The organism is Bosea sp. PAMC 26642, assembly GCF_001562255.1.
Taxonomy (GTDB): Bacteria; Pseudomonadota; Alphaproteobacteria; order Rhizobiales; family Beijerinckiaceae; genus Allobosea.
The window spans coordinates 4,777,587-4,800,766 of sequence record NZ_CP014301.1 but is presented as its reverse complement, the minus strand read 5'-3'; the positions used below and the strand labels follow the sequence as shown (position 1 = coordinate 4,800,766).

Annotated in this window: 29 protein-coding genes; 17 read left to right on the top strand and 12 right to left on the bottom strand. The window is 64.5% G+C overall.

What is annotated here, in order from left to right; all coding sequences use genetic code 11:
- Window positions 1–31 precede the first annotated feature (31 nt).
- Window positions 32–736 (bottom strand): Crp/Fnr family transcriptional regulator, encoded by a 705-nt coding sequence (locus tag AXW83_RS23015; protein ID WP_066617841.1) that lies wholly within the window; start codon window positions 734–736, stop codon window positions 32–34.
- Window positions 737–828: 92 nt separating this feature from the next.
- On the bottom strand, window positions 829–1,464 hold the full coding sequence (locus AXW83_RS23010) for a peptidase S14 (protein WP_236841746.1): 636 nt from the start codon (window positions 1,462–1,464) through the stop codon (window positions 829–831).
- A gap of 433 nt (window positions 1,465–1,897) precedes the next feature.
- Here AXW83_RS23010 and minC point away from each other — a divergent pair, with 433 nt between their 5' ends.
- The 3 genes from minC to minE are packed head-to-tail and all read left to right on the top strand — an operon-like array spanning window position 1,898 to window position 3,755.
- Entirely contained in the window at window positions 1,898–2,647 is a 750-nt protein-coding gene (minC, locus tag AXW83_RS23005; RefSeq protein ID WP_066617838.1) for a septum site-determining protein MinC, read from the top strand.
- 32 nt (window positions 2,648–2,679) lie between these two features.
- Window positions 2,680–3,495 (top strand): septum site-determining protein MinD, encoded by an 816-nt coding sequence (gene minD / locus AXW83_RS23000; RefSeq protein ID WP_066617836.1) that lies wholly within the window; start codon window positions 2,680–2,682, stop codon window positions 3,493–3,495.
- Window positions 3,492–3,755, top strand: coding sequence for a cell division topological specificity factor MinE (gene minE, locus AXW83_RS22995; protein ID WP_066617834.1), 264 nt, complete (start codon window positions 3,492–3,494; stop codon window positions 3,753–3,755). Before minD ends, minE begins: the two co-directional genes overlap by 4 nt.
- A gap of 101 nt (window positions 3,756–3,856) precedes the next feature.
- Here the strand turns inward: minE and AXW83_RS22990 are convergent, their stop codons facing one another.
- On the bottom strand, window positions 3,857–4,972 hold the full coding sequence (locus AXW83_RS22990) for a mandelate racemase/muconate lactonizing enzyme family protein (RefSeq protein ID WP_066617826.1): 1,116 nt from the start codon (window positions 4,970–4,972) through the stop codon (window positions 3,857–3,859).
- 244 nt (window positions 4,973–5,216) lie between these two features.
- Here AXW83_RS22990 and AXW83_RS22985 point away from each other — a divergent pair, with 244 nt between their 5' ends.
- From AXW83_RS22985 to AXW83_RS22975, 3 genes are all read left to right on the top strand, one after another.
- Window positions 5,217–5,900 (top strand): GntR family transcriptional regulator, encoded by a 684-nt coding sequence (locus tag AXW83_RS22985; protein ID WP_066617824.1) that lies wholly within the window; start codon window positions 5,217–5,219, stop codon window positions 5,898–5,900.
- Window positions 5,901–6,038: 138 nt separating this feature from the next.
- The gene (locus AXW83_RS22980) at window positions 6,039–7,070 is read left to right on the top strand and encodes a zinc-binding alcohol dehydrogenase family protein (RefSeq protein WP_082767348.1); all 1,032 of its coding nucleotides are present in this window, start codon (window positions 6,039–6,041) and stop codon (window positions 7,068–7,070) included.
- Window positions 7,051–7,266, top strand: a complete 216-nt coding sequence (locus AXW83_RS22975) for an SDR family NAD(P)-dependent oxidoreductase (protein WP_066617822.1) — start codon at window positions 7,051–7,053, stop codon at window positions 7,264–7,266. Before AXW83_RS22980 ends, AXW83_RS22975 begins: the two co-directional genes overlap by 20 nt.
- An 84-nt stretch (window positions 7,267–7,350) precedes the next feature.
- Here the strand turns inward: AXW83_RS22975 and cueR are convergent, their stop codons facing one another.
- The 3 genes from cueR to AXW83_RS22960 all read right to left on the bottom strand — a co-directional run bounded on the left by cueR (window position 7,351) and on the right by AXW83_RS22960 (window position 10,640).
- Window positions 7,351–7,740 carry a Cu(I)-responsive transcriptional regulator gene (gene cueR / locus AXW83_RS22970; RefSeq protein WP_066617820.1) on the bottom strand — a complete coding sequence of 130 codons (390 nt, stop codon included), beginning with the start codon at window positions 7,738–7,740 and terminating at the stop codon, window positions 7,351–7,353.
- Between the two features lie 35 nt (window positions 7,741–7,775).
- Window positions 7,776–10,316 (bottom strand): heavy metal translocating P-type ATPase, encoded by a 2,541-nt coding sequence (locus AXW83_RS22965; protein WP_066617817.1) that lies wholly within the window; start codon window positions 10,314–10,316, stop codon window positions 7,776–7,778.
- A gap of 105 nt (window positions 10,317–10,421) precedes the next feature.
- Window positions 10,422–10,640 (bottom strand): hypothetical protein, encoded by a 219-nt coding sequence (locus tag AXW83_RS22960; protein WP_066617814.1) that lies wholly within the window; start codon window positions 10,638–10,640, stop codon window positions 10,422–10,424.
- A gap of 207 nt (window positions 10,641–10,847) precedes the next feature.
- On the opposite strand from AXW83_RS22960, the gene AXW83_RS22955 reads away from it, so the two are divergent.
- A complete protein-coding gene (locus AXW83_RS22955; RefSeq protein ID WP_156640328.1) occupies window positions 10,848–11,207 on the top strand; it encodes a DUF6894 family protein in 360 nt (119 codons plus the stop codon).
- Window positions 11,208–11,369: 162 nt separating this feature from the next.
- A complete protein-coding gene (locus tag AXW83_RS22950) occupies window positions 11,370–11,738 on the top strand; it encodes a hypothetical protein (RefSeq protein WP_066617810.1) in 369 nt (122 codons plus the stop codon).
- Between the two features lie 62 nt (window positions 11,739–11,800).
- Here AXW83_RS22950 and hydA read toward each other — a convergent pair whose 3' ends face one another.
- Together hydA and AXW83_RS22940 are read right to left on the bottom strand one after the other, a co-directional pair.
- Window positions 11,801–13,282, bottom strand: a complete 1,482-nt coding sequence (hydA, locus tag AXW83_RS22945; RefSeq protein WP_066617803.1) for a dihydropyrimidinase — start codon at window positions 13,280–13,282, stop codon at window positions 11,801–11,803.
- Between the two features lie 70 nt (window positions 13,283–13,352).
- The gene (locus AXW83_RS22940; RefSeq protein ID WP_210179723.1) at window positions 13,353–14,009 is read right to left on the bottom strand and encodes an aspartate/glutamate racemase family protein; all 657 of its coding nucleotides are present in this window, start codon (window positions 14,007–14,009) and stop codon (window positions 13,353–13,355) included.
- A gap of 161 nt (window positions 14,010–14,170) precedes the next feature.
- Here AXW83_RS22940 and AXW83_RS22935 point away from each other — a divergent pair, with 161 nt between their 5' ends.
- The 9 genes from AXW83_RS22935 to AXW83_RS22895 all read left to right on the top strand — a co-directional run bounded on the left by AXW83_RS22935 (window position 14,171) and on the right by AXW83_RS22895 (window position 18,021).
- Window positions 14,171–14,896 (top strand): Crp/Fnr family transcriptional regulator, encoded by a 726-nt coding sequence (locus tag AXW83_RS22935; protein ID WP_066617800.1) that lies wholly within the window; start codon window positions 14,171–14,173, stop codon window positions 14,894–14,896.
- A 78-nt stretch (window positions 14,897–14,974) separates the two neighbouring features.
- The gene (locus AXW83_RS22930) at window positions 14,975–15,217 is read left to right on the top strand and encodes a DUF6894 family protein (RefSeq protein ID WP_066617797.1); all 243 of its coding nucleotides are present in this window, start codon (window positions 14,975–14,977) and stop codon (window positions 15,215–15,217) included.
- Window positions 15,218–15,304: 87 nt separating this feature from the next.
- Window positions 15,305–15,595 (top strand): hypothetical protein, encoded by a 291-nt coding sequence (locus AXW83_RS22925; protein WP_066617790.1) that lies wholly within the window; start codon window positions 15,305–15,307, stop codon window positions 15,593–15,595.
- A 168-nt stretch (window positions 15,596–15,763) separates the two neighbouring features.
- Window positions 15,764–16,111, top strand: coding sequence for a hypothetical protein (locus AXW83_RS27335; RefSeq protein ID WP_156640326.1), 348 nt, complete (start codon window positions 15,764–15,766; stop codon window positions 16,109–16,111).
- Window positions 16,112–16,374: 263 nt separating this feature from the next.
- Complete coding sequence (locus tag AXW83_RS22915; RefSeq protein ID WP_066617786.1) at window positions 16,375–16,584, top strand: cold-shock protein; 210 nt, start codon at window positions 16,375–16,377, stop codon at window positions 16,582–16,584.
- Window positions 16,585–16,721: 137 nt separating this feature from the next.
- Entirely contained in the window at window positions 16,722–16,940 is a 219-nt protein-coding gene (locus tag AXW83_RS22910) for a hypothetical protein (protein WP_066617783.1), read from the top strand.
- A gap of 41 nt (window positions 16,941–16,981) precedes the next feature.
- A complete protein-coding gene (locus AXW83_RS22905) occupies window positions 16,982–17,248 on the top strand; it encodes a hypothetical protein (protein WP_066617780.1) in 267 nt (88 codons plus the stop codon).
- Window positions 17,249–17,481: 233 nt separating this feature from the next.
- Entirely contained in the window at window positions 17,482–17,754 is a 273-nt protein-coding gene (locus tag AXW83_RS22900; RefSeq protein WP_082767543.1) for a DUF1488 family protein, read from the top strand.
- 57 nt (window positions 17,755–17,811) lie between these two features.
- Entirely contained in the window at window positions 17,812–18,021 is a 210-nt protein-coding gene (locus tag AXW83_RS22895; protein WP_066617777.1) for a hypothetical protein, read from the top strand.
- Window positions 18,022–18,027: 6 nt separating this feature from the next.
- On the opposite strand, the gene AXW83_RS22890 is transcribed toward AXW83_RS22895, so the two are convergent.
- From AXW83_RS22890 to AXW83_RS22875, 4 genes are read right to left on the bottom strand one after another with little or no spacing between them, the layout of a single operon-like run.
- Window positions 18,028–19,635: a gamma-glutamyltransferase gene (locus AXW83_RS22890; protein ID WP_066617774.1), complete on the bottom strand. Its 1,608-nt coding sequence runs from the start codon at window positions 19,633–19,635 to the stop codon at window positions 18,028–18,030.
- A gap of 53 nt (window positions 19,636–19,688) precedes the next feature.
- The gene (locus tag AXW83_RS22885; RefSeq protein ID WP_066617773.1) at window positions 19,689–21,308 is read right to left on the bottom strand and encodes an ABC transporter ATP-binding protein; all 1,620 of its coding nucleotides are present in this window, start codon (window positions 21,306–21,308) and stop codon (window positions 19,689–19,691) included.
- Window positions 21,305–22,231 carry an ABC transporter permease gene (locus AXW83_RS22880; protein WP_236841745.1) on the bottom strand — a complete coding sequence of 309 codons (927 nt, stop codon included), beginning with the start codon at window positions 22,229–22,231 and terminating at the stop codon, window positions 21,305–21,307. Before AXW83_RS22880 ends, AXW83_RS22885 begins: the two co-directional genes overlap by 4 nt.
- On the bottom strand, window positions 22,228–23,169 hold the full coding sequence (locus AXW83_RS22875; RefSeq protein WP_066617769.1) for an ABC transporter permease: 942 nt from the start codon (window positions 23,167–23,169) through the stop codon (window positions 22,228–22,230). The genes AXW83_RS22880 and AXW83_RS22875 overlap by 4 nt, the downstream gene beginning before the upstream one ends.
- Between the last annotated feature and the right edge of the window lie 11 nt (window positions 23,170–23,180).

Below are 23,180 nucleotides of genomic sequence, written 5' to 3'. Positions count from 1 at the left end.
GTAATGCCTGCCGCTGGGGGATCAAAATACCTCAACAGCGGCACCCCGCCCGCGAACGGGGGCCGACGTCGTGACCGGCTGGGTTCTTAGCCGGCTTGCGCCGCCCGGAGGTCGCGAAGGATCGCAGTCCTTCCCGGTCCAGCACGTCGATGCGGCCCCGCCTGGATCGGATGAGCCTCTGCCCTTCGAGCACGTGCAACGCCACAGTCACGCCAGATCGACGCACGCCCAGGGCCTCGGCAATCCCCTCATGCGTTACCGGCAGGATGTCGTCATCGAGGGCGCGTCGGCACAGCGTGATCCACCTGGCCACTCTTTGCTCGAGCGACAATGCGAGTGCTCCGGCCGCTTCCGACAGGTACCGCCCCATTGCGTGCATCGCATAAGTCGACAGCCGGTCGCGGAATACGGGCTCTTCGGTCATCAGCCGGTGGAGAACATCCGGAGCGACCCGAACGAATGTGCCGCCCCGCAACACGGTCGCGACGACGAGCGGGAAGTCGGGAACGAACAGGGTCTGAAGCCCAATCGCGTCGCCCCGGCGCGCGAAGCCGATCTGGAAACGCGAGTCGTCGCGCGACAAGGTCAGCGTAACGACGCCATCCAGCGGAAAGTAGATGTCGCTCTCATGATCAAGCGAGACGCCGTCTTTCAGGCGGACACGTGACGCAACCGGCAAGAGCCGATCGACGACGTGCTGAACGGTTGTATTATCCCCCCCATCGACGGCGTTCATGGAAGCCTCCTTTGGGAAAACCATAATGCCAGACGAGCGACGCGGCACACTAACGTAGGTTAGCAGGACGGAACGCAGACGCAGGTCATGGCCTAGATCACGTCCTGGATCAGCCCCAATCGCTTGGCCTCGGTCGCCTCGATGTACCAGTTCTCCGGCGCTTTCGACAAAACATCCCCCATGGTGACCGACGACCCGCGAATGAGATTTTCAAAGCCCTCGTTCTGGATGGCTATCGACTGCTCGATCTCGTGGAGTTTGGCTTTGAGCCCGGCGACGCAAGTCGTCAGTGGACCATCGATGACCAACTCGGCCTTCATCTTGCGCTCGTGGATCATCAACCGCGCCCCGCGCGTGAGATAACGGTTCTGGCGCGCAAAAAAGCTCATGAAGGTCGCGCCTGCCGAGTAGATCGCGGCTTTGCCAAGGAAAACAAATCGGCGGCCCGGCTCGATCTCGCTCTGGAAACGGACGTCTTCGCCCATCATCCGGGCAACCTCAGGATCGCCTCCCAGCGTACTCAATTCGATCACTACGGCTCCCGTCTCGGGCGCGGCGGCAAGCTTTTCGCGGAAGGATGCGTACATTTTATAATCGACGGTCCCGGCGAGCAGGATAGCTGGGTTGGCGAAATCCTTCGCCGCCATGACGGCGCCGGCCGATGCGGACCTGCCGTCGCTACAGTCAGAGGCATCGTCATAGGCGGCTGTCTGGGATGTCGCTGTCATGGATGTTCTCTGTCGATGAACGGCGAAACGCTCGCACAGCGAACCGGTTCCATGGTCGCAATTCGCCCGCTCTGAGCGTTGCAAGGGCAATCGGTGACAAAGCCATAGCAGCACCCGAATCAGCTTCGAGAGGCTCGTGAGGGCCGCAGCCGATACGGAAGCGGGCACCGGCCCAGGACAATCCGGGCGCGAAACCGTCAAGCAGCCTGCCGGACGGATCCCCGTAGATGCAAAAGTCAAAGCAGCGGGGCGGTCACTGATGATGCCGCCAGGCCGCTCTCGGCTCCAGAGGGTCCTATTTGGGATTTTTGGGGGACGGGACGCCGACGCTTCGTGGCAGCCAGCGGCCCGATAATCCACGGAAGATACCCAGGTGATTTACCACTCGTTAACCATGGCTCGGTACACCAAAAACAACCGAAAATTTACCAAGATGACCGACGTGTTAACAAAACCCAGGCCGATCCGCCTCAAGGGGCGATCCTACCTTGCACTGACGCTGACGCCTGAGCTTCCCATCGAGGACTGGCTCGTGCGGCTCGATGATCTGGCCGCGCTGTCGGCCGGATTCTTCCTGAGGCGTCCGGTCGTCCTCGATATCGCCGGCATCGACATCGACCGCGCCGAGCTTCGCGATCTCGTCGGCAAGTTGACCGCGCGCAATGTCCGGATCATGGGCATCGAAGGCGCCCGCGCCTCGATGCTCGGCGCCGACCTGCCGCCGGCGATGTCGGGCGGGCGCGAGACCTCGGATGTCGAGCCTCCGAGAACCGAGCCCGCGCAGGAATCACCAACGCGGGATCCGCTCGTTCCCGAGAGCATCATCCCAAGCGACCCGCTGCCGGCCAAAAGCATACCCTCGATCATCGTGACCCAGCCCGTACGTTCGGGCCAGTCACTCTTCTTTCCCGATGGCGACGTGACCATCATCGGCTCGGTCGCATCCGGCGCGGAAATCGTCGCGGGAGGCTCGATCCACGTCTACGGCACGCTCCGGGGACGCGCGCTGGCAGGCACGATGGGCAATGCGTCCGCACGCATCTTCTGCAGCAAGCTCGAAGCGGAGCTGCTCGCCATCGATGGCTTCTACAAGACGGCCGAGGACATGGAGCCCGGTCTGCGCGGCAAGGCCGTCCAGATCTGGCTCGAAGGCGAAACATTCAAGGTCGGATCACTCGCCTGAGCACGGCGGTTCGAAACAAACGGGAGAGGTCAATGGGCAAGGTCATCGTGGTCACATCGGGCAAGGGCGGCGTCGGAAAGACAACGTCTTCCGCAGCATTGGGGGCTGCGCTTGCGCATGACGGCGACAAGGTCGTGGTCGTGGATTTCGATGTCGGCCTGCGCAATCTCGATCTGGTGATGGGGGCCGAGAGACGGGTCGTCTACGACCTCGTCAACGTGATCCAGGGCGAAGCCAAGCTGACGCAGGCGCTGATCCGCGACAAACGGCTGGAGACGCTCTATCTGCTTCCGGCTTCGCAGACGCGCGACAAGGACAACCTCACACCCGAGGGCGTCGAGAAGGTCATCGCCGCCCTGAAGAGCGTCTTCGACTGGGTTATCTGCGACAGCCCGGCCGGTATCGAGCGCGGCGCCACGCTTGCCATGCGCCATGCGGATGCGGCCATCGTCGTGACCAACCCGGAAGTCTCTTCGGTGCGCGATTCCGACCGCATCATCGGCTTGCTCGATTCCAAGACACTCAGGGCCGAGAACGGCGAGCACATGGAGAAACACCTGCTTCTCACCCGCTACGACGCGGCCCGCGCCGAGCGCGGCGATATGCTGAAGGTCGACGACGTCCTCGAAATCCTGTCGATACCGCTGCTCGGAATCATCCCCGAAAGCATGGATGTGCTGCGCGCGTCGAATATCGGCTCGCCGGTCACTTTGGCTGACGAACGCAGCGCTCCGGCGATCGCCTATTTCGAGGCTGCGCGTCGGCTCAAGGGCGAGAACCTGCCGATCATGATCCCGGGTGAAAAGCGGGGTTTCTTCGGCAAGATCTTCGGAAGGAAAGCGGCATGAACTTCCGTCGCTTTTTTGCCCGCTCCCAGTCGGCGCCTGCCGCCCGCGAGCGGCTCAAGGTCCTGCTCGCACACGAGCGCGCGTCGGTCGGCGATTCCGATCTCGTCGCCAAACTGCGAGACGAAATCCTGCGCGCCATCTCGAAGCACATGCAGATCGATTACGACAAGGTCAGCGTCAAGATGGAACGCGGGCCTCAGGTCTCGATCCTCGCGGTCGATATCGAGATCCCCTTCGATGCAGTGAGGAGGGCAGCCTGACGGCTGCCACTCCGCGGGATGTACGCAGAAGTACGGCGATTTTTCTCCCTTTGGTTGCGCCCGCCGGTCTCGCGCCGGCGGTGCGATTGTTATGGGTAGGGTCAGATGCTCTTGCCGTGCCGCTCGAAACTGGCCGGAAGCGGCGTGGTTCCGGCGCCTGGCTGCTGCGGCAGGGCATAAACGCCGCCCTCGACCCGGATCGGCTCCTGGAAATGGTCCTTGATCCAGGGAATGTATTCGAGGATCGTCGAGGCCGGGTGCCAGTAGGACAGGTGCACATGGACCTGGCTCATCTCCCCGGCATGGGGCACGACCGGCAGGCGATACGCATGGGCGAGGTCGGCGACCTGGATGTATTCGGTGATGCCCGCGAGTCTCGTGACGTCGGGCTGGACATAGGTCAGCGCGCCGGCTGCGAGGAACGTCTTGAAGGCATCGAGCGTGTAAAGCTGTTCGCCGAGCGCGACCGGGATCGAGGTCGAGCGTGCAAGAGCGGCATGGCCCGCCACATCGTCGTACCATAGCGGCTCCTCGAACCAGAAGATGTCGAGGGGCTCGGCCTGCGCGCAGAACCGCATACAGGTCGGCAGATCCCATTTGCCGTTGCCGTCGATCGCCATGCGCACGCCTGGACCGATCGCCTTGCGGACGGCGGCGAGGCGATCGATGTCGACATTGGGATCGTCATGGCCGACCTTGACCTTGATGCGCGTGAAGCCGTCGGTCTCGACGGCCTTCTGGGCTCCCGAAATCAGGTCTTCCTTTGAAAAGGACAACCAGCCGATATCGGTGTTGTAGGCTTCCAGCGTCTTGACGCCCTGGCCGCCGAGGAACTTCCAGAGCGGCAGCCCCGCCTGCTTCGCCGCGAGATCCCACAGGGCGACATCGACGGCCGCGAGCGCCAGATGGGTGATGCCGGCGCGCCCGACCCATTGCAGCGCCGGGTAGCGGGCGAGCTTCGTCCAGAGCCGCGAACGGTCGTTGGCATCTTCGCCGATCAGCAAAGGCGCATAGGAGGTTGCGATGCACGAGGTGATCAGGCGATCAGATGCAAGATGGGCATGGGTGCCGGTGAAGCCGTAGCCCTCGAGCCCATTATCCGTCCGGATACGCGTGCCGACGACGCCCCAGTGGGTGATGCTGTGGGTGGAGTCCGAGATCGAACTCTGCGTCAGCGGCAGGTGCAGGATGAATGGCTCAACGGCTACGATCTTCATGGGACGCCTTGAAGTTTCTGAAACGGGATGGGCCAACTCAGCGCAGCGATTGAGTAAGAATGCTGAGGGTGCGCTCATGGCGCGGACTGGAGAATAACGCCCCAAGCCGGGCAGAACCTGCGCGTGGGTCGCTTGTCATCGTCGTTCTCCGGGGACCAACCATATTCAGTGCTCGTGAGAAATAAAATAGAAAATTTTTTATTTTCCATATTGCATTTTTTACGAGCGCTGCGATCATGGCCGCATGAGCTCCGTCGTCCGCGCCACCTTGTCCGATCAGGCCTATGGGGAACTGCGATCACGCATCCTGTCGGGCACCCTCCCAGGCGGAATGCGGCTCCTGCCTGAAGAACTGGCAGTCAACCTTGCGATCAGCCAGACGCCGATCAAGGAGGCCTTGCTTCGGCTTGAGGCAGATGGGCTCGTCGTCTCCCCGATGCGCAAGGGCGCGGTGGTGCGCCGGTTCACGTTCGCCGATGTCAAGGAGTTGTACGAAGCGCGGATGCTGATCGAGCTGAACGCCATCGGCCAGCTCTTCGACAAGCGGGCGGTCAGTTCCGGGCTGCTTGCCGAGTTGTCGCGCTGCCTCGATACCCACAAATTCCATGCGCAGCGCGGCACGCTCGACGACGTCACAACGGCGCTGGTCCACGACCGCAAGTTCCATAGCGCGCTGATGACGGCTGCGGGCAACCGGCTGGTCTGCGAATGGCATCAGCGGATCCTCGGTCAGACCCACACGGTGTTCGTCTATCTGGCCGGCGACTACAGCCGCTCGGCCGACGAGCACCGCGACATTCTCGATGCACTGAAGGCCGGCTCGCCCGACCAGGCGCGGGACGCCTTGCGCCTGCACCTTCTGCACAGCCGGGACAACGCGCTCGAAAATGTCAGGCGCTCGCAGCTCGGCGAGACACAAGAGCCTTGAATGGGCCGTGGGTGCGAACGCAGCCGAACCTCGAGATCCCGCTCGCCCACGCAGGCGAAACCGCCTGCGCTGACTCGATCAGGGCATCGAGGATAGAGACGACGTCGATCGCATGACCATCAAGATCGTGAAGGTGAGATGATGAAAGCCCTGTCCATCGACCGCCCCGGCTCGGTGTCCTTCACCGAACGGGCCGCCGGCCTGCCGGGCCCCGGAGAAGCCGAGGTTCGGATCGATTTCATCGGCTATTGCGGCTCGGACCTGAACAGCTTCCGGGGCAAGAACCCGCTGGTCGCTTATCCGCGCGTGCCCGGACACGAGATTTCGGGCACGATCGCGTCGCTCGGCGCCTCCGGCACCGGAGCGCTCGTTCCCGGACAGCGCGTGACGGTGCTGCCCTATTTCAACTGCGGCCACTGCCGCGCCTGCCGCATCGGGCGGCCCAATGCGTGTCTGAACAACCAGACCCTTGGCGTGCAGCGTGAGGGCGCGCTGACCGAAAGGATCTGCCTGCCCGTCGGTAAGGTGATCCCGGTCGACGGAATGCCCGCGCGAGACGTGACGCTGATCGAACCGCTGGCTGTCGGCTTCCACGCCGCGCGGCGTGCGGAGGTCACATCCGAGGATACCGTCGTCGTGCTGGGGTGCGGCGTCATCGGACTCGGCGCCGCGCTGGGCGTTCTGGATCGCGGCGGAACGGTCATCGCCGTCGATCTCAGTGCGCAGAAGCTCGCAACGGCGAAGCGGCTTGGCGTCCAGCACGTCGTCGATGCTTCACAGGAGGATGTCGCGGACCGGATCGCCGCGCTGACGAACAATGAAGGCGCCCCTGTCGTGATCGAGGCGGTGGGGGCGGAGGAGACGTTTCGGCAGGCAGTCGATTTCGCCGCGCAATGCGGTCGCGTCGTCTATGTCGGCTATGCCAAGAACCCCGTGGCCTACGAGACGCGATTTTTCGTGATGAAGGAGATCGACATCCGAGGCTCGCGGGGCGCGGAGCTGCGTGATTTCCACGATGTCATCGCCTATCTGCGCGCGCATCCACAGATCGGCGACCTGATCGTGACTCGCGTCGCGCCGCTGGCGCAGGCCGCCCAGGCGATGATCGACTGGGATGCAGACCCTGGCGCCTACACGAAAATCCTAATCGATGTCGGAGACCGTTCGTGATCCAAGCCAACCCGCTCGGCATTTTTTCCTGACTGGCCACCACGCGCTCGTGACCGGAGGCGGCAGCGGCCTGGGTCTGGGCATCGCACGCTGCTTCGTCGCTGCCGGCGCCAGGGTGACGCTGGCGGGCACCAATGCGCAGAAGCTGAAAAAAGCGGCGCAGGAACCCGACGGCGGAGCCCTGCACGGCTTCTGAGACCTCGCAGCGGTCGGCGGCTTGCTGCCGGTCAGGATGACGATCGACCAAGCCAGCGCAAGCTGACCACCGGCCATGGGCCTATCAAAACTCGGCCAGATCGGCGAGGATCGGACAGTCCGGGCGATCGTCGCCGTGACAATTTCCCGCGAGATTCGAAAGCGTGCTCGCCATCGCCTCGAGCTCGGAGATCTTGGTCCGCAGATCGTGGACATGCTTCATCGCAACACTCTTCACATCGGCACTCGCGCGGCTCTTGTCCCGCCACAGCGCGAGCAATTCGCGCACCTCCTCGATCGAGAAGCCCAGAGTCCGCGCTCTCTTGACGAAGCGCAAGGCATGGATGTCCTCGTGAGAATAGACGCGGTAGTTGGCCTGCGTGCGAGCCGGGGCGGTGATCAGCCCGATGCTCTCGTAATAACGGATCATCTTGGCGGTCACGTTCGAGGCCATGGCGGCCTGTCCAATGTTCATCGATCGGCCTCCTCCTTGCGATCCGGACCTGCGGTTTATTCAGCCGGGGCCAGCTTTGCCGCCGGAGCCCGCGGCGACGTCATGAGCGCCGCTCCACCGAAGCGCCTCAGCCGCAGCGCATTGCCGAGTACGCTGACGCTCGAAAGCGCCATGGCCAGACCGGCGACCATCGGCGACATCAGGATGCCGAAAGCCGGATAAAGCGCGCCGGCCGCGAAAGGAATGAGCACGACATTATAGCCGAACGCCCAGACCAGGTTCTGGCGGATATTGGCGATCGTCGCCTGCGACAGCGCGATCGCTTTCACGACGCCGTTTAGGTCGCCCGACATCAGGACGACGTCCGCGCTTTCGATGGCGATGTCCGTTCCGGTCCCGATGGCGAGGCCGACATCAGCCTGCGCCAGCGCTGGCGCATCGTTGATGCCGTCTCCGACGAAAGCGACCCTCACTCCGCCTTCCTGCAGACGCCTGACCACCTCGGCCTTGCCGGTGGGCAGAACCTCGGCCACGACCTCGTCGATGCCGAGCCGGGCGGCGATCGCCGTCGCGGTCGCCCTGTTGTCGCCGGTGATCATGACCACCCGCAGGCCAAGTCCGTGCAGGGCTGCGATGGCGGCGGGCGTCGTCTCCTTGAGCGGATCGGCGACGGCGATGATCGCGGCGAGCCTGCCGTCGATCGCGGCATAGAGCGGGGTCTTGCCAGCTGCGCCGAGGCGCTGCGCCATGTCGGCGAAGTCGGAGAGATCGAGCCCGAGCCGTATCATCAGCCTGTCGGCGCCGACCTCGACGGCATGTCCCTCGATCCCGGCCCTGACGCCGAACCCGGGTTCGGCCGCGAATTCCACCGGCGGCGCGAGCACCAGGCCTCTCCGCCCTGCCTCCGCGACGATCGCCGCGGCGACCGGATGCTCGGAGCGCGCCTCGACCGAGGCGACGAGGCGCAGAACCTCGTCCTCCGCAAAACCCGGCGCAACCGAAATGTCGGTCAGTTCCGGCCTTCCTCTGGTCAGAGTGCCGGTCTTGTCCAGCGCCACGACCCTGGCATCCCTCAACGCCTGCAACGCGTCCCCTTGGCGAAACAGGATGCCCATTTCGGCGGCCTTGCCGGTTCCGACCATGATCGAGGTCGGGGTTGCGAGGCCCATCGCGCAGGGGCAGGCGATGATCAACACCGCAACCGCATTGACCAATGCGAAGGAGAGGGATGGGCTCGGCCCGAGTGCGAACCAGGCCACGAAGGTCAGCAAGGCCAATGCGATCACTGCCGGGACGAACCACATGGTGATCCTGTCGACCAGCGCCTGGATCGGCAGTTTCGAGGCCTGCGCGGCCTCGACAGTGCGGACGATCTGGGCGAGCAGCGTGTCGGCGCCGACCTTGCGCGCCGCGAACCGAAAGGCGCCGGTGCCATTGACGGTGCCGCCGGTGACGGGCGAGCCCGGCTGCTTGTGCGCAGGGACGGGCTCGCCCGTGACCATCGCCTCGTCGACATAGGAAACGCCGTCGAGGACCTCGCCATCGACAGGAATGCGCTCGCCGGGACGGACGATGACCACATCACCTGGCACGACGCCCGAGATCGGCATATCGATCTCGGTGCCGCCGCGCATGACGCGGGCGGATTTCGCCTGCAGCGACATCAGGCGGCGGATTGCCTCGCTGGTCCTGCCCCTGGCGCGCGCCTCGAACCAGCGCCCGGTCAGGATCAACGTGACGATGACCGCTCCGGCCTCGAAATAGGTGTAGGCCGTGCCTTCGGGTAGCCAGCCCGGCGCGAAGGTGGCTGCGGTAGAATAGAGATAAGCGGCGCTGGTTCCGAGCATGACCAGCGAGTTCATGTCGGGTGCACCGCGCAGCAAAGCGGGCCAGCCCTTCCGCAGAAAGCGCAGGCCTGGGCCGAACTGCACGAAGCTGGCCAGCAGGAACGAGAGCAGCTTGATATTGAAATCGCCGATCTGCTCGGCCAGGGCATGGTGCAGCGTCCCGGAGAGATGGATGCCCATCTCAAAGAGAAGCAGCGGTACGGTCGCTATCGCCGCAATGATGACCGCACGGCGCAGGCTCGCCTGCTCGGCCTCGCGCGCCTGCTGCTCACGATCGGCGGCATCGGTCCCGGCCGCCACGACTTCGGCCGCGTAGCCGGCAGCGCGCGCGGCCTCAGCCAACGTGGACGCCATGTCCCCGCCATCGAGAACGCGGACGGAAGCCCGCCCGGTCGCGAGATTGACGCTGGCGTCGAGGACGCCCGGCACGGCCTTGAGCGCTTTCTCGACACGGCCGACACAAGACGCACAGCTCATATCCGCGACGGCGAGTTCGACCACGCGCTCGCCCGGCTCGTAGCCCGCCTTGCGGATCGCCGCGACGATGGCGGCCCGATCGGCCTTGGCCGAGGACAACGTGACATGGGCACGCCCGGTCGCGAGATTGACCGTGACCGCCTCGACGCCCTCGACTGCGGCGACGGCACGCTCGACACGGCCGACGCAGGAAGCGCAGCTCATGCCGGCGACGGGGATGTCGAGGTGCAGCGTTCGCGTCTCGGCCTGCTCTCGGGTGGTTCCGGTCGCCATGACGTCTCTCCAGCTCATGTGACCGGAGATATGGTGCTTCCCATCATGGTAAGGTCAAGGGCCGAGAGCTTCGCTACTCGCTGTTTCGCTCAACGAACCCACCCGTCACGGGCGGGGCGACGTCCGGTGAATCTGCTTGAGACCAATCGCCCGTTCACGGCCATCGTCACCGCGAACCCGATATTGCAACTCGCCATCCATCGCGGGAGGGAGAATGCGCAGGATCTCATAGTACCCTGCCCCGGATCTGTCCGAGAAACTAAAGGACAGCATCACGAGGTCGCCGACCTTGATGTCGTTGACCAAATGGTCAGGCATGGTCATGCGTCTTTCGCTGGCATTGGGTCCACCGCCGGGCAAAGCCACTGGTCGGGGTCGGTCCAGCAATCCGACCATGCGCCGGGCCGTCCCCGATCGCAAGGGCTCTTCGGGCGGTTCAGACCTCCGCTTCGGACGAGCCCGGCCCCCAGCCGGGCGTGTGCCGTGGATGGCGGCGGGAGGAGGACGTGACCAGCGACGATTGGCGGGAACATGCAGCAGCCGGTCGCCGTTTCACACGAGCAATCGGAGTGCGGAGTAATGCCCAGGTTCTTTTTCACCACTCATGACAGCAGCAGCGTCGATATCGATGACGAGGGTCTCGATTTCCCAAATGAACGCGCTGCGAAGAACGCGGCTCAACGTGCCCTTGTCGACATCGCCGACGAGCATCTGCCGGATGGCGAGCGTGCCGACTTCAAGGTCGAGGTCGAGAATGCAGACCATGCCAAAATCTATGATGCCTCACTGAGGTTCGAGGCCCGGGAACCCGGACAGACAGCGGAAGACAACGACCGGGCGCTGGACGAGGCCGCCGATCGGATCGCAGCCGCGCTGAAGGGGATGAGGTGAGCAGATCGACCTGCGGCGTCAGGCGAACGTTCCGCTCTGCGACGTGGCGGCGATTCGTACTTGCCATCGAAGCGCGCCATCGCCTATCTGCCGTATGGTGAGGATGATGAAAATTGCCGGTCTGGTAAGCGTGTCCGCCGTCCATTGCTGGGAGTTGGTCCAATGCAGCGCCTGACAAGGATTCTCTTCCTTGCCGCCGCCGCTTGTACCTCCGGCGGAGCAGCGGCTCAGAGCGCCGATGATTGCGACCGTGCGCCGTTTCCGCTGCGAGGACAGCCGCATTCCATCGTCGATCGCGCTGCCCGCGCCGATGCCGGCGAACCCGCCAGCACCGTCACCGGCGTTATTTTCGCGCGATGCGAGGCCGGACCGACCAAATTATTCGTTTGCGGCGTCACTGCACGCCGGCTCCGATCCGGCCATCTTGGCGAAGAACGCCGGTTTTTCGGTGTCTATGATGCCGGGAAGTTCACCGTCACGGCGGTTGGTCGATTTGCAGAAAACGCGTGCAAGACCAAGGTCTATCGCTGATCTGCGGGCTCTGAGCAGAGCTCTTGCTAATGGCACGCTTCCGAGCTTCGTCGCGGCAGCCGTTACAGGATATGCGCGCCGAAATTCGAGGCCGGGTCCATGTCGCTGGCGAGCCTGCCCGTCGGCTCCGCTGCCGGGCCGCCGGTCCGGCCCAGCCACTTGCCCGAGCCCGGCGCGGCCTTGAGCTCGCCGTCCGCAACGACATCCTGACCCCGTACCAGCACATGCTGCGGCCAGCCCGTGACCTCGCGGCCGGCGAAGGGGGTAAAGCCCGTCAGGTCGTGCATCGCCGCGTCGGTAATCGTCACCGCGCGATCAGGATCCCAAATCGCGATATCGGCATCGTAGCCCGGCTGGATCGCGCCCTTGCCCGGCAGGTTGTAGATCTTTGCCGGCGCGGTCGCAGTCAATTCGACGAAGGCGTCGAGACCGCGGCCGGCGAATTCCGGGCGGCCTTTCGAGACCAGAGCGTCGAAGAGCAGCGGCAGCCGTGTTTCCAACCCCGGCAAACCATTGGCGATTTGCTTGAAGGTGGCATTCGGGCCGGCCGAGAGCTTGCCGGTCTCGTCGAAACGATAGGGTGCGTGATCGGACGAGACGGTTTGAATGTCGCCCAGCGCCAGGGCACGCCACAGCGCATCCTGATCAGCGACTTCGCGCGGCGGCGGCGAGCACATCCATTTCGCGCCTTCCATCCCCGGCTTGTCGAGATCGTGACGTGTCAGGAACAGATATTGCGGACAGGTCTCTGCGAAGACCTTCAGCCCCTGCCCGCGCGCATGACGCACGACGGCCGCGCCTTCCTTCGTCGAGACATGGAAGATCATGATCGGCTGGTCGATCAGTTCGGCCTGCGCGATCAGACGGGTGAAGGCCTCCGCTTCCGAACCGCGCGGATGGCTGATGGCGTGATATTTCGGCGCCGTATAACCGCGCTCGACCAGTTTGCGGCCCATCCATGAGATCATGCCATGGTTCTCGGCATGGACGCAGATCAGCGCGCCGTTCTCACGTGCGGTCAGCATCAGATCGAGCAGCGGTTCGTCATCGACCTTGATCAGGTCGTAGGTCATGAAGACCTTGATCGAGGCATGGCCTTCCCTGATCAGCGCCGGCAGGTCGGTCTCGATCGTCTTCCGGTCGGGGTTGGCGACGATCATGTGGAAGGCGTAGTCGATCAGCGCGCCGCGCTCCGCCAGCACCGCATAATCATCGACGACCTTGCGCAGATCGAGCCCGCGATGCTGTGCGGCAAAGGAGATCAGCGTCGTGTTGCCGCCGAAGGCTGCCGAGGTCGTGGCGCTCTCGAAGGTATCGGCGTTGAGCAGGCCGCCGGCGGAGACCTGCTCGACATGGGCGTGGGTATCGATGCCACCGGGAAGCACGAGCTTGCCCGTGGCGTCGATTTCCCGGATGCCCTGCGCGAGCCCTGTGCCGACTGCCGCGATCTTCCCGTCCCGCACTGCCACATCGGCGGAAAAGCTGCCTGAAGCGGTCCCCACGACCCCGCCGCGAATGACCAGATCATAGGGCTGGGTCGTCATCGTCTTCTCCAGTGGAGCATGGTGGGCAGCAGGCCGAACGGTGAAAGCGAGCTTTCAGATATCCTTGCCGTCATCTTACCGCCAGCGTCCCGATGGCCATCGCGACGGCGGCCTGCGTCGGGTCGATTACCGGTATACCGAGCGCCTGCTCCAGCGGCGCGCGATGGCGGGCCATGCCGGCGCAGCCCATGATCACGACGCCGGCGCCGTCCTGCTCCTTCAACTCCTTACCGATCGCGATCATCCGGTCGAGCGTGTTCTCACCCGCGGCGCTCTCGGCGACAGACATCTCCAGCGCCCGTTCGCCGGCCAGCCGGTCCATCAGGCCTATCTGGCGCAAATAGCGGAGGTGGCGTGGAATTGAGCGTGATTTGATCGCAATGACGCCGAAGCGATCGGCCCGCGTCAGCGCAGTCAATACGCCGCATTCGGCGATCCCAAAGACGGGGCTCGTCGTTCCTTCGCGCGCGACATGAAGGCCCGGATCCGAATAGCAGGCGATGACGAAGGCATCGACGCCGTCGGCGGCCTCGATACGGCGCCGTAGAGGGATCGCGACGCTATCGACATGCTCCTGCGTCTCGATGCCGATGGGGCCGTCGCGCAGGCTCTCGCAGATGATCTCCGGCCCATCGGAGAAGGCGAGCGGTGCCAAAGCGAGGCGAAGCCCCTCCGTGACGACCTCGTTCGAATTGGGGTTGATCACCAGAATACGGGCTTTGCGCATCATCAGTCCTGTTCGTTCAGCTGATGCATTCTGTAACCCTATCGCCGCGCAGGCTACAGGCATCGAGAACCCATCGGCCCTGATCGGCGAGATATTGCGTTTGTGCCGACGATACCTCACTGCTCAGACTCATCGAATCGTCTCTCATCAGGAAAATCGGCATGGCTGAAGCCGAGCATCTGCACGCCTTGCTTCGGAAAATGGAAAGCATTTCCGACCTGTCGGCGCAGGACAAGGAGAGTCTACTCGCGCTCCCGGTCACGATCAGGCACTATGACGGCAATACCGACATCATCAGCGAAGGGAACCGCACGCGGCATTGCTGTCTCGTTCTGGACGGCCTGCTCTGCCGCTACAAGACGGTTGAAAACGGCAACAGGCAAATCCTGTCGCTGCATGTGCCGGGTGACATTCCCGATCTGCATTCGCTCCATATCGAGGTGATGGATCACTCCCTCGGCACTCTTTCCCCCTCCCGCGTCGGCTTCATCCCGCATGAGGCCGTGCTGCAGCTGACCAGATCCTCCTATCGCATCGCAGAAGCCTTCTGGCGCGAAGCCCTGATCGACGCGGCGGTCTTCCGCGAATGGATGGTCGGCATCGGCCGCCGGCCTGCGCAGAGCCGGCTGGCGCATCTCCTATGCGAATTCGCAACGAAGACGCGTGTCGTCGGCCTTTCGGACGGTCTCGTCTTTGAACTCCCGATGACGCAGACCGAGATCGGCGACGCCCTTGGCCTCTCGACGGTGCATACCAACAAGACGCTGAAAGCACTGCGCAAGAGCGGGCTGATCGAGATCAGGGCGCGGCGGATGAAAGTGCTGGACTGGAACAGCCTGTGCGAATTGGGAGAGTTCGATCCGACCTATCTCCATCTCAGGAAATGACGCGACCCGCTTCGCGGAAGTCCGCGAATGCAACCAAATTCGCCTCTTCCCGGAACCGAGCATTGCGCCAGACATTTCATGTCGATGGCGAGGTTCTTCTTCGATACGCATGACGATGGCTCGGTCGATCTCGACACGTCCGGCGTCGATCTACCCGACGAAGCGGCTGCTCGCGACGAAGCCCAGCGGGCGCTGTCGGACATGGTGCGCGAAAAGCTGCCGAACAGCGAGCATCTGGATTTCGGCGTGATTGTGCGGGACGAGGCCGGAGCGCAGATTTACGTCGCCAGCCTGACCTTCGTAGCGCATGGCCCAGGCTGACCCAGACTGATCTCACCGACGCAGGGTAAAACGTCGGCAAAACGGATACCACCCATAGTCCTGGTCCTGAACGATGGAGAGACGACGATGAAGAGCGGTGTCGTACTTGCCGCAGCCCTCACGCTCCTTGCAGAGGTCGCTGCCAGCCAACCCCGTCCCTCGACAGTAGAAAGGTCCTGCGATGCCAACCGACGGAGCGTGGCGGCGAATGGCGCCATCGTCCTGGGAACGGGCGGGTTCACCTATGACCGCTTCGTCAACGACCGCAGCTTCTGCCAACTCGACGAGAGCCTTGACCCCGCTTGGGTGCCGAGCCGTGACGTACCGGCCTGTTTCATCGGCTATCGTTGCAAAAGCGGCTCCATATTGGACGATTGAGCAGGCACAAAAACCAGCGGCTGCGGGCGACGGTGCCCTGCAAGCGCCCCGGCGATCGCGTACCTGCTGCCGCCGGGACGCTCGGAGGGAAACCAGCGGCCTACGGCTGAGCCCATATCAGGCACTGACCAGCGACGATACCGCTCAGAGCGGCTCGACCGAAGACCGATGCATCGCCACGAACCGTTCCGCGCCGGCGCGAAACTGAACCCAGGCTGGAATCGTCATGTCCTCGGCGGAGAAGCGGGTGGGAAAAGCGACCGAACCACCGTCTGGATCCAGCAGACGCTCGTCGGGATTTCGCCGCGCGGCGCGGCACATCGCTCTGGCAAGGCGTTCAATGCGGGCCTCGTCCGACTGGGTTTCCATCTCGATACCTCCAATCCTCAAAGCGAGGAGCGCGGCGAATGTTCCAGGCGCGCGCGGGTCGTTCCTTCAACGGCATCCGCAGGCGGGATCGACCTGTCAGCGCAGGTTGATCGCCCAGCCTTTCGCGATGCTTGCGGCAAGTCTTGACAGGTGTGGCGCCCGCTGCGGGACAACGACGAACAGATAAACGGACTGCAATTTTGGCGCGATCCCACTGCCGTTCCAAACTTTCGATTGACATGGCGCGGGCGTTAATCTATCAATGGTCCTGTCGATATTTGCTTGGACGGCCGTTGTTGTTTCCGCGCTTTGGCGCGCTTCTGACGAACTCCCCCCTTTCGAAAATCGTTCTGAACCCACCGCGCAGTCGCTCGGTGGCCGACAGGTACTGCCAAAAAGGAGGGTTCTTCATGACCACCGGCACAGTGAAATGGTTCAATTCCACCAAGGGTTTCGGCTTCATCCAGCCCGATGACGGCAGCCAGGACGCTTTCGTCCACATCTCCGCCGTCGAGCGCGCTGGTATGCGCGAACTCGTCGAGGGCCAGAAGCTCAGCTTCGAAATGGTCCGCGACAACAAGTCGGGCAAGATGGCTGCCGAGCAGCTTCAGGCGGCGTAATCGGCGCTCATCCTCTTTCGGTGACCACGGATGTACTGGCATCGACGATGAGGACGAATTCCACAGGAAGGCCGGGCTCACGCCTGGCCTTTTTCATGTCGGGCGCAGCTGCTTGCGCATTCACGCAAGGGTAGGCCATGGCCGAAAAATCGAAGCTGCGCGTCGATGCCGACAATGCCTTCCTGCGGACGCAGACGCGCTCGCTGGTGCGCGACCGGATCCTGTCCGAGACCGAGACGCTGGCGCAGGCACGCGACGCCAACACGATCAGGCTGAGAGCCGAGCGCATGCAAAAGGAGGCGCTCGACCGCGAAGCCGCCGCTCTGCCCAAGCCGAAGCCGGGCAAATCTTCGTAGCTCCCGCTTCCCTGAGCGACACCTGATGTTGGAGAACCATCATGGACATCGACGTCACGCCGAAGGCCGGTGAGACTGCCTGGCTGCTCACCGACCTGCTCGGACGCTCGATGGGGCACGTCACTGAAGAACCAGAAGGCGAATTCAGGATCCAGCCGGCAGGACAGGCGCTCAAGACGATGGAGTCGATGAAGCGCGGTCCCTTCCCCACGCTCGACGAGGCGTTGGCCGAGATCGAGCGTTTTACGCGCAGCGTCTGCAGGCGTGTCGAGGGCGATGGGCCAAAAGCCGACGTTGTCGAGCCGTAACGCGCATCCGCCCCGATGACCGTGCCCGCGGCTTCAAATCCGCATAAAGCGCGCGGTCGCTTTCGTCTCACCTTATCCGATTGTGGGAAAGCGTGTTGGGCTCGCGCTGGCTCGCGGCCACCACGGCTTATTGGCGGACGGGCCTTACAATCACGAACCGGCTCCCCATGTGCAAAATGCGGTCGTCGAGAGCAAACCGTTATTGCGGTTGATTGGCTTCGGACGGGATCATCATGGCGCTCAACTTTCCCAATCCTGTCCGCAGCTTTGATGCAGGGCGCGCCTGCGTCAGCTTCTGGGGCTCGGATGCCTCGCTCGAAATCGCCTTTCAGGTCGATCTCGACGCGCTTCGCAAACTCGGGCACGGCGCGGGCGACAGCGGGCCGGAGGCGCTCGACGCCTTCGACCGGAACCGCGACACGATCCTGAAAGCCGCGACCGCCGCCTATTCACGGCATCGGGCAAGTTATCATCGCCTGACGGCGGCGGATTTCTCGGGACGCTAGGTTCGACGAGAATCGGGGTCACGCGCGCCAGTGCGCATTTTCCATCGAGGACAAATCATGGCCACGCTCTCCTACAAAGCCGGCGACATGGTCCAGCTGACGCCGGACTTCGCCAATCAGGCCAGGGTCGGTCCCTTCGAGGTCCTGCGGATGATGCCGGTGCGCGACAATGCGGAGAATCAGTATCGCGTGCGCGGGCCCGATGGGCTCGAACGGGCCATCGGGCAGCATGAGATCGTCGAAAAGCGGGCCGACGCCCGGGACTGAGAGCCCTCAAGCCTTGGCCGCCACTGCCGCCGACCAGGGCGAGATCACGTCGCTGCAACCCTGCGCGCCATCGCGATCGACGCGGATGATGTTGGGGCAGGCGAAGTTGATCGGCAGTACGCCATGCTCCACCACGGCGAGCGGGCCGGCCTGTTCCAGCGCCGACAGCACGTCGTCGGGCAGACGGAAATCGGCGGTGGTCGAGTCCGGGCCCGAGACGTCGATGCGGGGCTGGTGCGAGGCGGCGCCGACATCCATGCCGAAATCCAGGGTCCAGGCCAGCATCTGGTAGACGCTGGCAAGGATGCGGCGGCCGCCCGAAGCGCCGGCCGCCATGCGAGGCCAGGAGCCGTCTTTCGGCGTGACGATCACCGGGCACATGTTGCAGAGGGGGCGGGCGCCAGGCGCGATCGCGTTGGCGCTGCCGGGACGCGGATCGAACCACATCATCCCGTTGTTCATCAGGATGCCGGTCTGCGGCAACACATAGCGGCTGCCCATCGAGGAGAGCAGCGTCGTCGTCACCGCGACGAGATTGCCCTCGCGATCGACGACAGTGAGATGGGTGGTGCAGGTATCGGCCGATTCCGGGGTGGGGCTTGCCGCGCCGAGACCCGAAAGCCGGTTGTCGTAAGCCTCACGCATCACACGCGAAAGCTGCGCGAACCAGTCAGCCCCGGGGCCGCCGGCCGCGAGCGGGGCGTCGTCCATGCCGGCGACGACCTGCGCCAGCGTTGGGGCCGCCGTGAGCCCGCCGGCCGTGTGCAGGAGATGCGTCCCGCGCCAGTCGATCACCGGCGCGTCCCGCACCGTCGCCTCGCAGGCTGCAAGATCGGCTTCGTCGACGACGCCACCGGCGGCGGCGATATCGGCTGCCAGCAGTCGGGCCGTCTCGCCCGTATAGAAGTCCTGCAGCCCAGCCTTGGCCAGCCGTTCGAGCGTATCGGCGAGGCGCCCCAACGGCCGGAAACCCGGCATGCCCTGATAGGGCGGCACCGGCGGCAGGCCGCCCGGCAGATAGATCCGCGCGCTTTCCTCATAGAGCCGCAGCACCGAGGCCGAGGAGGCGATCTTCAGTGTGGTGTACCAGTCCTGCGCCAGGCCACGCCTCGCCAGCGCAATCGCCGGCGCGAGCAGGTCCGCGAGCGGCAGGCCGGTTCCGAAATCCTCCTTCAGCCTGGCATAGCCGGCGACGGAGGACGGGATGCAGAAGGAAAGCGGACCATGGATGTTGCGGTCGTCCACGACCTCCGGCCAGGTGAAGAGGTCCTTCTTCATCTCGCCGGTCAGGGGGTAGTCGGCCGGGTCGGCGCGGTGCGGCGCGACGGGGCCGAAGTCCACGACTTTCGCGCGGGTCTCGCCGCCCTTCAGGACGACGGCGAAGCCGATGCCCCCGAGCCCGCTGTTCCAGGGCTCGACAGCCGCCAGTGCGAAGGCCGCAGCGACCGCGGCGTCGGCCGCGTTGCCGCCGGCTTCCAGGATCGCGGCGCCGGCTTCCGCCGCCTCGCGATTCTGCGAGACCACGATGCCGTTGCGACCCTGCGCGGACGGTTTCGTGACGGTCCAGTTCTGGGTGCGATAAGGCAGTGCGCGTGCGGGCTCGGCAGTGGTCATGGCAGGTTCTCTTCGGTCGCGTTGGATGGCGCAGGCGGGTGCGCCGATCTGTTCTACGGCGTCCCGGTGCCGAAGTCGCGCCCTGGCGCGGCGTCGATCAGAGCACGGGTATAGCCGTGCGACGGTGCCGAGAAAACGTCCCGCGTCACGCCCTGCTCGACGATGACGCCCTTTTCCATCACCACGATGCGGTCGCAGATCTGGGCGGCGACGCGCAGATCATGGGTGATGAAGAGGATGGCGAGGTTGAAGCGGTCCTGCACGTCGGCCAGCAGGTTCAGCACCTGGCGCTGAACCGAGACGTCGAGCGCCGAGACCGCCTCGTCGGCGATCAGGATCTCGGGCTCCATGGCGAGTGCGCGCGCGATCGCGATGCGCTGGCGCTGGCCGCCGGAGAACTGGTGCGGATAGCGCTCCAGCGCCGAGGGTTGAAGGCCGACAAGGCCCATCAGATCGCGCGCGCGTTCCATCGCCTGAGCCTGCTTCAGGCCGAAGTTCATCGGCCCCTCGATGATCGAATCGCCGACGGTCCGGCGCGGGTTGAGCGAGCGGAACGGATCCTGGAAGACGACCTGGATCTTGCGGCGATAGGGCCGCAGCCGCCGCTCCGGCAGCATGGCGATGTCGATTTCTGGCACCAGGATCGCGCCCTGCGAGGGCGGCATCAGACGGGCGATGCAGCGCGCCACCGTGGTCTTGCCGGAGCCGGATTCGCCGACGATGCCGACGGTCTCGCCGCGATGGACTTTGATGTCGACCGCTTCGGCGGCACGGACTTCGCGGTCCTTCCTGAACAGTGCGGAACTGCGATAAGTCTTGCCCAGGCCGACCGTCTCCAGCGCGATCGCGCCCGTCACCGGCTTGCGATCGGCGGGCTTCAGACTCGGCACGGCGCCGATCAGCATGCGGGTGTAAGGATGGCGCGGCGCGTTGAGCACCTGCGCGGCCGGGCCCTGCTCGACGACCAGCCCTTTCTCCATGACCACGACCTTGTCGGCGATCTCGGCGACGACGCCGAAGTCATGAGTGATGAAGAGCACGCCGGTGCCCCGCCTGCCCTGCAGTTCCTTGATCAGCTTCAGGATCTGGGCCTGCGTCGTCACGTCGAGCGCCGTGGTCGGCTCGTCGGCGATAAGCAAGGCGGGATCGAGCACCAGCGCTGCCGCGATCATGACGCGCTGGCGCTGGCCGCCGGAGATCTGGTGCGGATATGAGGCATGGATGCGCTCCGGATCAGGCAGGCGCATCGCCTCCATGAAGCTCAGCACCTTGGCGCGCCGCTCGGCTGCGCCGAGATCGGTGTGGATGCGCAGCACCTCCTCGATCTGGTCGCCGATCGTCAGGACCGGGTTCAGCGCCGTCATCGGCTCCTGGAAGACCATGCCCATACGGGCGCCGCGCAAGGCGCGCAGGCGCTGCGGCGTGGCGGCCAGAACGTCCTCGCCCTCCAGCAGGATCTGGCCCGAGATGGGGCGGAGCGCCTTGGCCAGCAGGCCCATGACCGAGAAGGCGGTGACCGACTTGCCGGAGCCGGATTCGCCGACCACGCAGACGATCTCGCCGGCACCGACGCTGAAGGAGACGTTCTCGACGGCGAAAGCACGATCGCCGCCGCCGGGCAGGCTGATGCTCAGGCCCTGAACATCGAGAACCTTTGGCGTGTCGGCGCTCATCGGCCGGCCATCTTGGGATCGAGGGTGTCGCGCAGACCGTCGCCCAGCATGTTCACCGCCAGCACCGTCAAGCCGAGGAAGATGCCGGGATACAGAATGTTGTGCGGGAAGACGCGAAAGACGTTGCGGCCCTCGGCCATGATATTGCCCCAGGTCGGCACCTCCGGAGGAATGCCGATGCCGAGGAAGGACAGGATCGCTTCGACCAGGATGGCGGAGGCGGCGATGAAGGTCGCCTGCACGATCAGCGGGGCGATGGTGTTGGGCAGGATGTGGCGCACCATCAGGGTCGGCAGCCGCGTACCCTGCATGATCGCCGCCTCGACATAAGGCTCCTCGCGCACCGACAGGACGATCGAGCGCACGAGCCGAACGACGCGCGGAATCTCCGGCACGATGATCGCGACGATGACGGCGGCAAGCCCGGCGCGGAACAGCGAGACGACGGCGATGGCGAGCAGGATCGCGGGTATAGCCATCAGCCCGTCCATGACACGCATGATGACGGCGTCGAGCGGGCGGATATAGCCGGCGATCAGCCCGAGCACGAGGCCGATCGAGATGCTGACGGTCGCGACCGAGACGGCGATGAGCAGCGAGACGCGGGCGCCATAGACGACGCGGCTGTAGACGTCGCGACCGAGCGAATCCGTACCCATTCGATGCTTGAAGACCGTGCTCGTGCCGTCATCGGCCCTGATCGTGCGTTCGAAGCCCGGCACCTTGTTACGCGAGACCGGATTGATCGCGGCGGGGTCGAGCGTGCCGAGGAAGGGCGCGAGCAGGCCGATCAGCGCCATGACCAGCAGCACCGCACCGCCGATCATGACCGCCGGGTTGCGCAGCAGCCGATAGAGCACCTGCGATCCGGGGCGGGCGCGCTCCGGCAACACCGGCGCGATGATGCTGGGTTCGGCGCTCAATAGCGGATCCTCGGGTCGAACAGGCAATAGACCAGATCGATGCCGAGATTGACCGCGACATAGACCACCGAGAACAGCAGGATCACCGCCTGGATCGTCGGATAGTCGCGGGCAAGCACCGCATCGACAGTGAGCCGGCCGAGCCCCGGTATCGCAAAGACGCTCTCGGTAACGACGACGCCGCCGATGAGAAGGGCGATGCCGATGCCGACCACGGTGACGATCGGCACGGCGGCGTTCTTGAGGGCGTGCCGGAACAGGATCTTGCGCTCGACCTGCCCCTTGGCGCGGGCGGTGCGGATGTAGTCCTCGCTGAGGACTTCGAGCACGCTGGCGCGCGTCATGCGGGCGATCAGGGCGATGTAGATCACCGACAGCGTCACTGCCGGCAGGGTCAGGCGCTGGATGAAGCCACCGAAGCCCGCGGAGATTGGCTGATAACCCTGGACCGGGAACCAGCCGAGCGTGATCGCGAAAACATAGATCAGGAGATAGCCGATAACGAAGACCGGGACGGAAAAGCCCAGCACCGAGAAGCCCATCACGACGCGGTCGATCCAGGAGCCGTGCTTGTAGGCCGCGAGCACTCCGAGCGGGATCGCGACGCAGATCGCGATGGCCATGGTGAAGACGGCGAGCGACAAGGTCGGCTCGATACGCCCCAGAATCAGTTCGCCGATGGTCTTCTTGAAAAAGAAGCTCTCGCCGAGATTGCCCTGCAGCAGGTTGCCGGCCCAGATCGCGAATTGCGCGATGATCGGCTGATCGAGACCCAATTTTGCCCGGATCGCCGCGATCTGCGCCGTGCTGGCGTTGTCGCCGGCAATGACGGCAGCCGGATCGCCCGGCGTCATCCGCAGCATCAGGAAGACCAGCACGGCGACGATCAACAGGACCGGGATCGTCGCGAGCAGGCGGCGCAGGATGTAGCCGAGCATGGGCTTTTGAC

Bases quoted from the DNA above. Each gene is read 5' to 3' on its own strand.
- AXW83_RS22895 (WP_066617777.1), top strand. From the start codon at position 17,812: ATGGCCACGCTCTCCTACAAAGCCGGCGACATGGTCCAGCTGACGCCG.
- minD (WP_066617836.1), top strand. From the start codon at position 2,680: ATGGGCAAGGTCATCGTGGTCACATCGGGCAAGGGCGGCGTCGGAAAG.
- AXW83_RS22985 (WP_066617824.1), top strand. From the start codon at position 5,217: ATGAGCTCCGTCGTCCGCGCCACCTTGTCCGATCAGGCCTATGGGGAA.
- minE (WP_066617834.1), top strand. From the start codon at position 3,492: ATGAACTTCCGTCGCTTTTTTGCCCGCTCCCAGTCGGCGCCTGCCGCC.
- AXW83_RS22965 (WP_066617817.1), bottom strand. From the start codon at position 10,316: ATGGCGACCGGAACCACCCGAGAGCAGGCCGAGACGCGAACGCTGCAC.
- AXW83_RS22915 (WP_066617786.1), top strand. From the start codon at position 16,375: ATGACCACCGGCACAGTGAAATGGTTCAATTCCACCAAGGGTTTCGGC.
- AXW83_RS22960 (WP_066617814.1), bottom strand. From the start codon at position 10,640: ATGACCATGCCTGACCATTTGGTCAACGACATCAAGGTCGGCGACCTC.
- AXW83_RS23015 (WP_066617841.1), bottom strand. From the start codon at position 736: ATGAACGCCGTCGATGGGGGGGATAATACAACCGTTCAGCACGTCGTC.
- minC (WP_066617838.1), top strand. From the start codon at position 1,898: ATGACCGACGTGTTAACAAAACCCAGGCCGATCCGCCTCAAGGGGCGA.
- AXW83_RS22955 (WP_156640328.1), top strand. From the start codon at position 10,848: ATGCAGCAGCCGGTCGCCGTTTCACACGAGCAATCGGAGTGCGGAGTA.
- AXW83_RS22890 (WP_066617774.1), bottom strand. From the start codon at position 19,635: ATGACCACTGCCGAGCCCGCACGCGCACTGCCTTATCGCACCCAGAAC.
- AXW83_RS22975 (WP_066617822.1), top strand. From the start codon at position 7,051: ATGTCGGAGACCGTTCGTGATCCAAGCCAACCCGCTCGGCATTTTTTC.
- AXW83_RS22950 (WP_066617810.1), top strand. From the start codon at position 11,370: ATGCAGCGCCTGACAAGGATTCTCTTCCTTGCCGCCGCCGCTTGTACC.
- AXW83_RS22885 (WP_066617773.1), bottom strand. From the start codon at position 21,308: ATGAGCGCCGACACGCCAAAGGTTCTCGATGTTCAGGGCCTGAGCATC.
- AXW83_RS22930 (WP_066617797.1), top strand. From the start codon at position 14,975: ATGTCGATGGCGAGGTTCTTCTTCGATACGCATGACGATGGCTCGGTC.
- AXW83_RS27335 (WP_156640326.1), top strand. From the start codon at position 15,764: ATGCATCGCCACGAACCGTTCCGCGCCGGCGCGAAACTGAACCCAGGC.
- hydA (WP_066617803.1), bottom strand. From the start codon at position 13,282: ATGACGACCCAGCCCTATGATCTGGTCATTCGCGGCGGGGTCGTGGGG.
- AXW83_RS22925 (WP_066617790.1), top strand. From the start codon at position 15,305: ATGAAGAGCGGTGTCGTACTTGCCGCAGCCCTCACGCTCCTTGCAGAG.
- AXW83_RS22910 (WP_066617783.1), top strand. From the start codon at position 16,722: ATGGCCGAAAAATCGAAGCTGCGCGTCGATGCCGACAATGCCTTCCTG.
- AXW83_RS22875 (WP_066617769.1), bottom strand. From the start codon at position 23,169: ATGCTCGGCTACATCCTGCGCCGCCTGCTCGCGACGATCCCGGTCCTG.
- AXW83_RS22940 (WP_210179723.1), bottom strand. From the start codon at position 14,009: ATGCGCAAAGCCCGTATTCTGGTGATCAACCCCAATTCGAACGAGGTC.
- AXW83_RS22990 (WP_066617826.1), bottom strand. From the start codon at position 4,972: ATGAAGATCGTAGCCGTTGAGCCATTCATCCTGCACCTGCCGCTGACG.
- AXW83_RS22900 (WP_082767543.1), top strand. From the start codon at position 17,482: ATGGCGCTCAACTTTCCCAATCCTGTCCGCAGCTTTGATGCAGGGCGC.
- AXW83_RS23010 (WP_236841746.1), bottom strand. From the start codon at position 1,464: ATGACAGCGACATCCCAGACAGCCGCCTATGACGATGCCTCTGACTGT.
- AXW83_RS22905 (WP_066617780.1), top strand. From the start codon at position 16,982: ATGGACATCGACGTCACGCCGAAGGCCGGTGAGACTGCCTGGCTGCTC.
- AXW83_RS22935 (WP_066617800.1), top strand. From the start codon at position 14,171: ATGGCTGAAGCCGAGCATCTGCACGCCTTGCTTCGGAAAATGGAAAGC.
- cueR (WP_066617820.1), bottom strand. From the start codon at position 7,740: ATGAACATTGGACAGGCCGCCATGGCCTCGAACGTGACCGCCAAGATG.
- AXW83_RS22980 (WP_082767348.1), top strand. From the start codon at position 6,039: ATGATGAAAGCCCTGTCCATCGACCGCCCCGGCTCGGTGTCCTTCACC.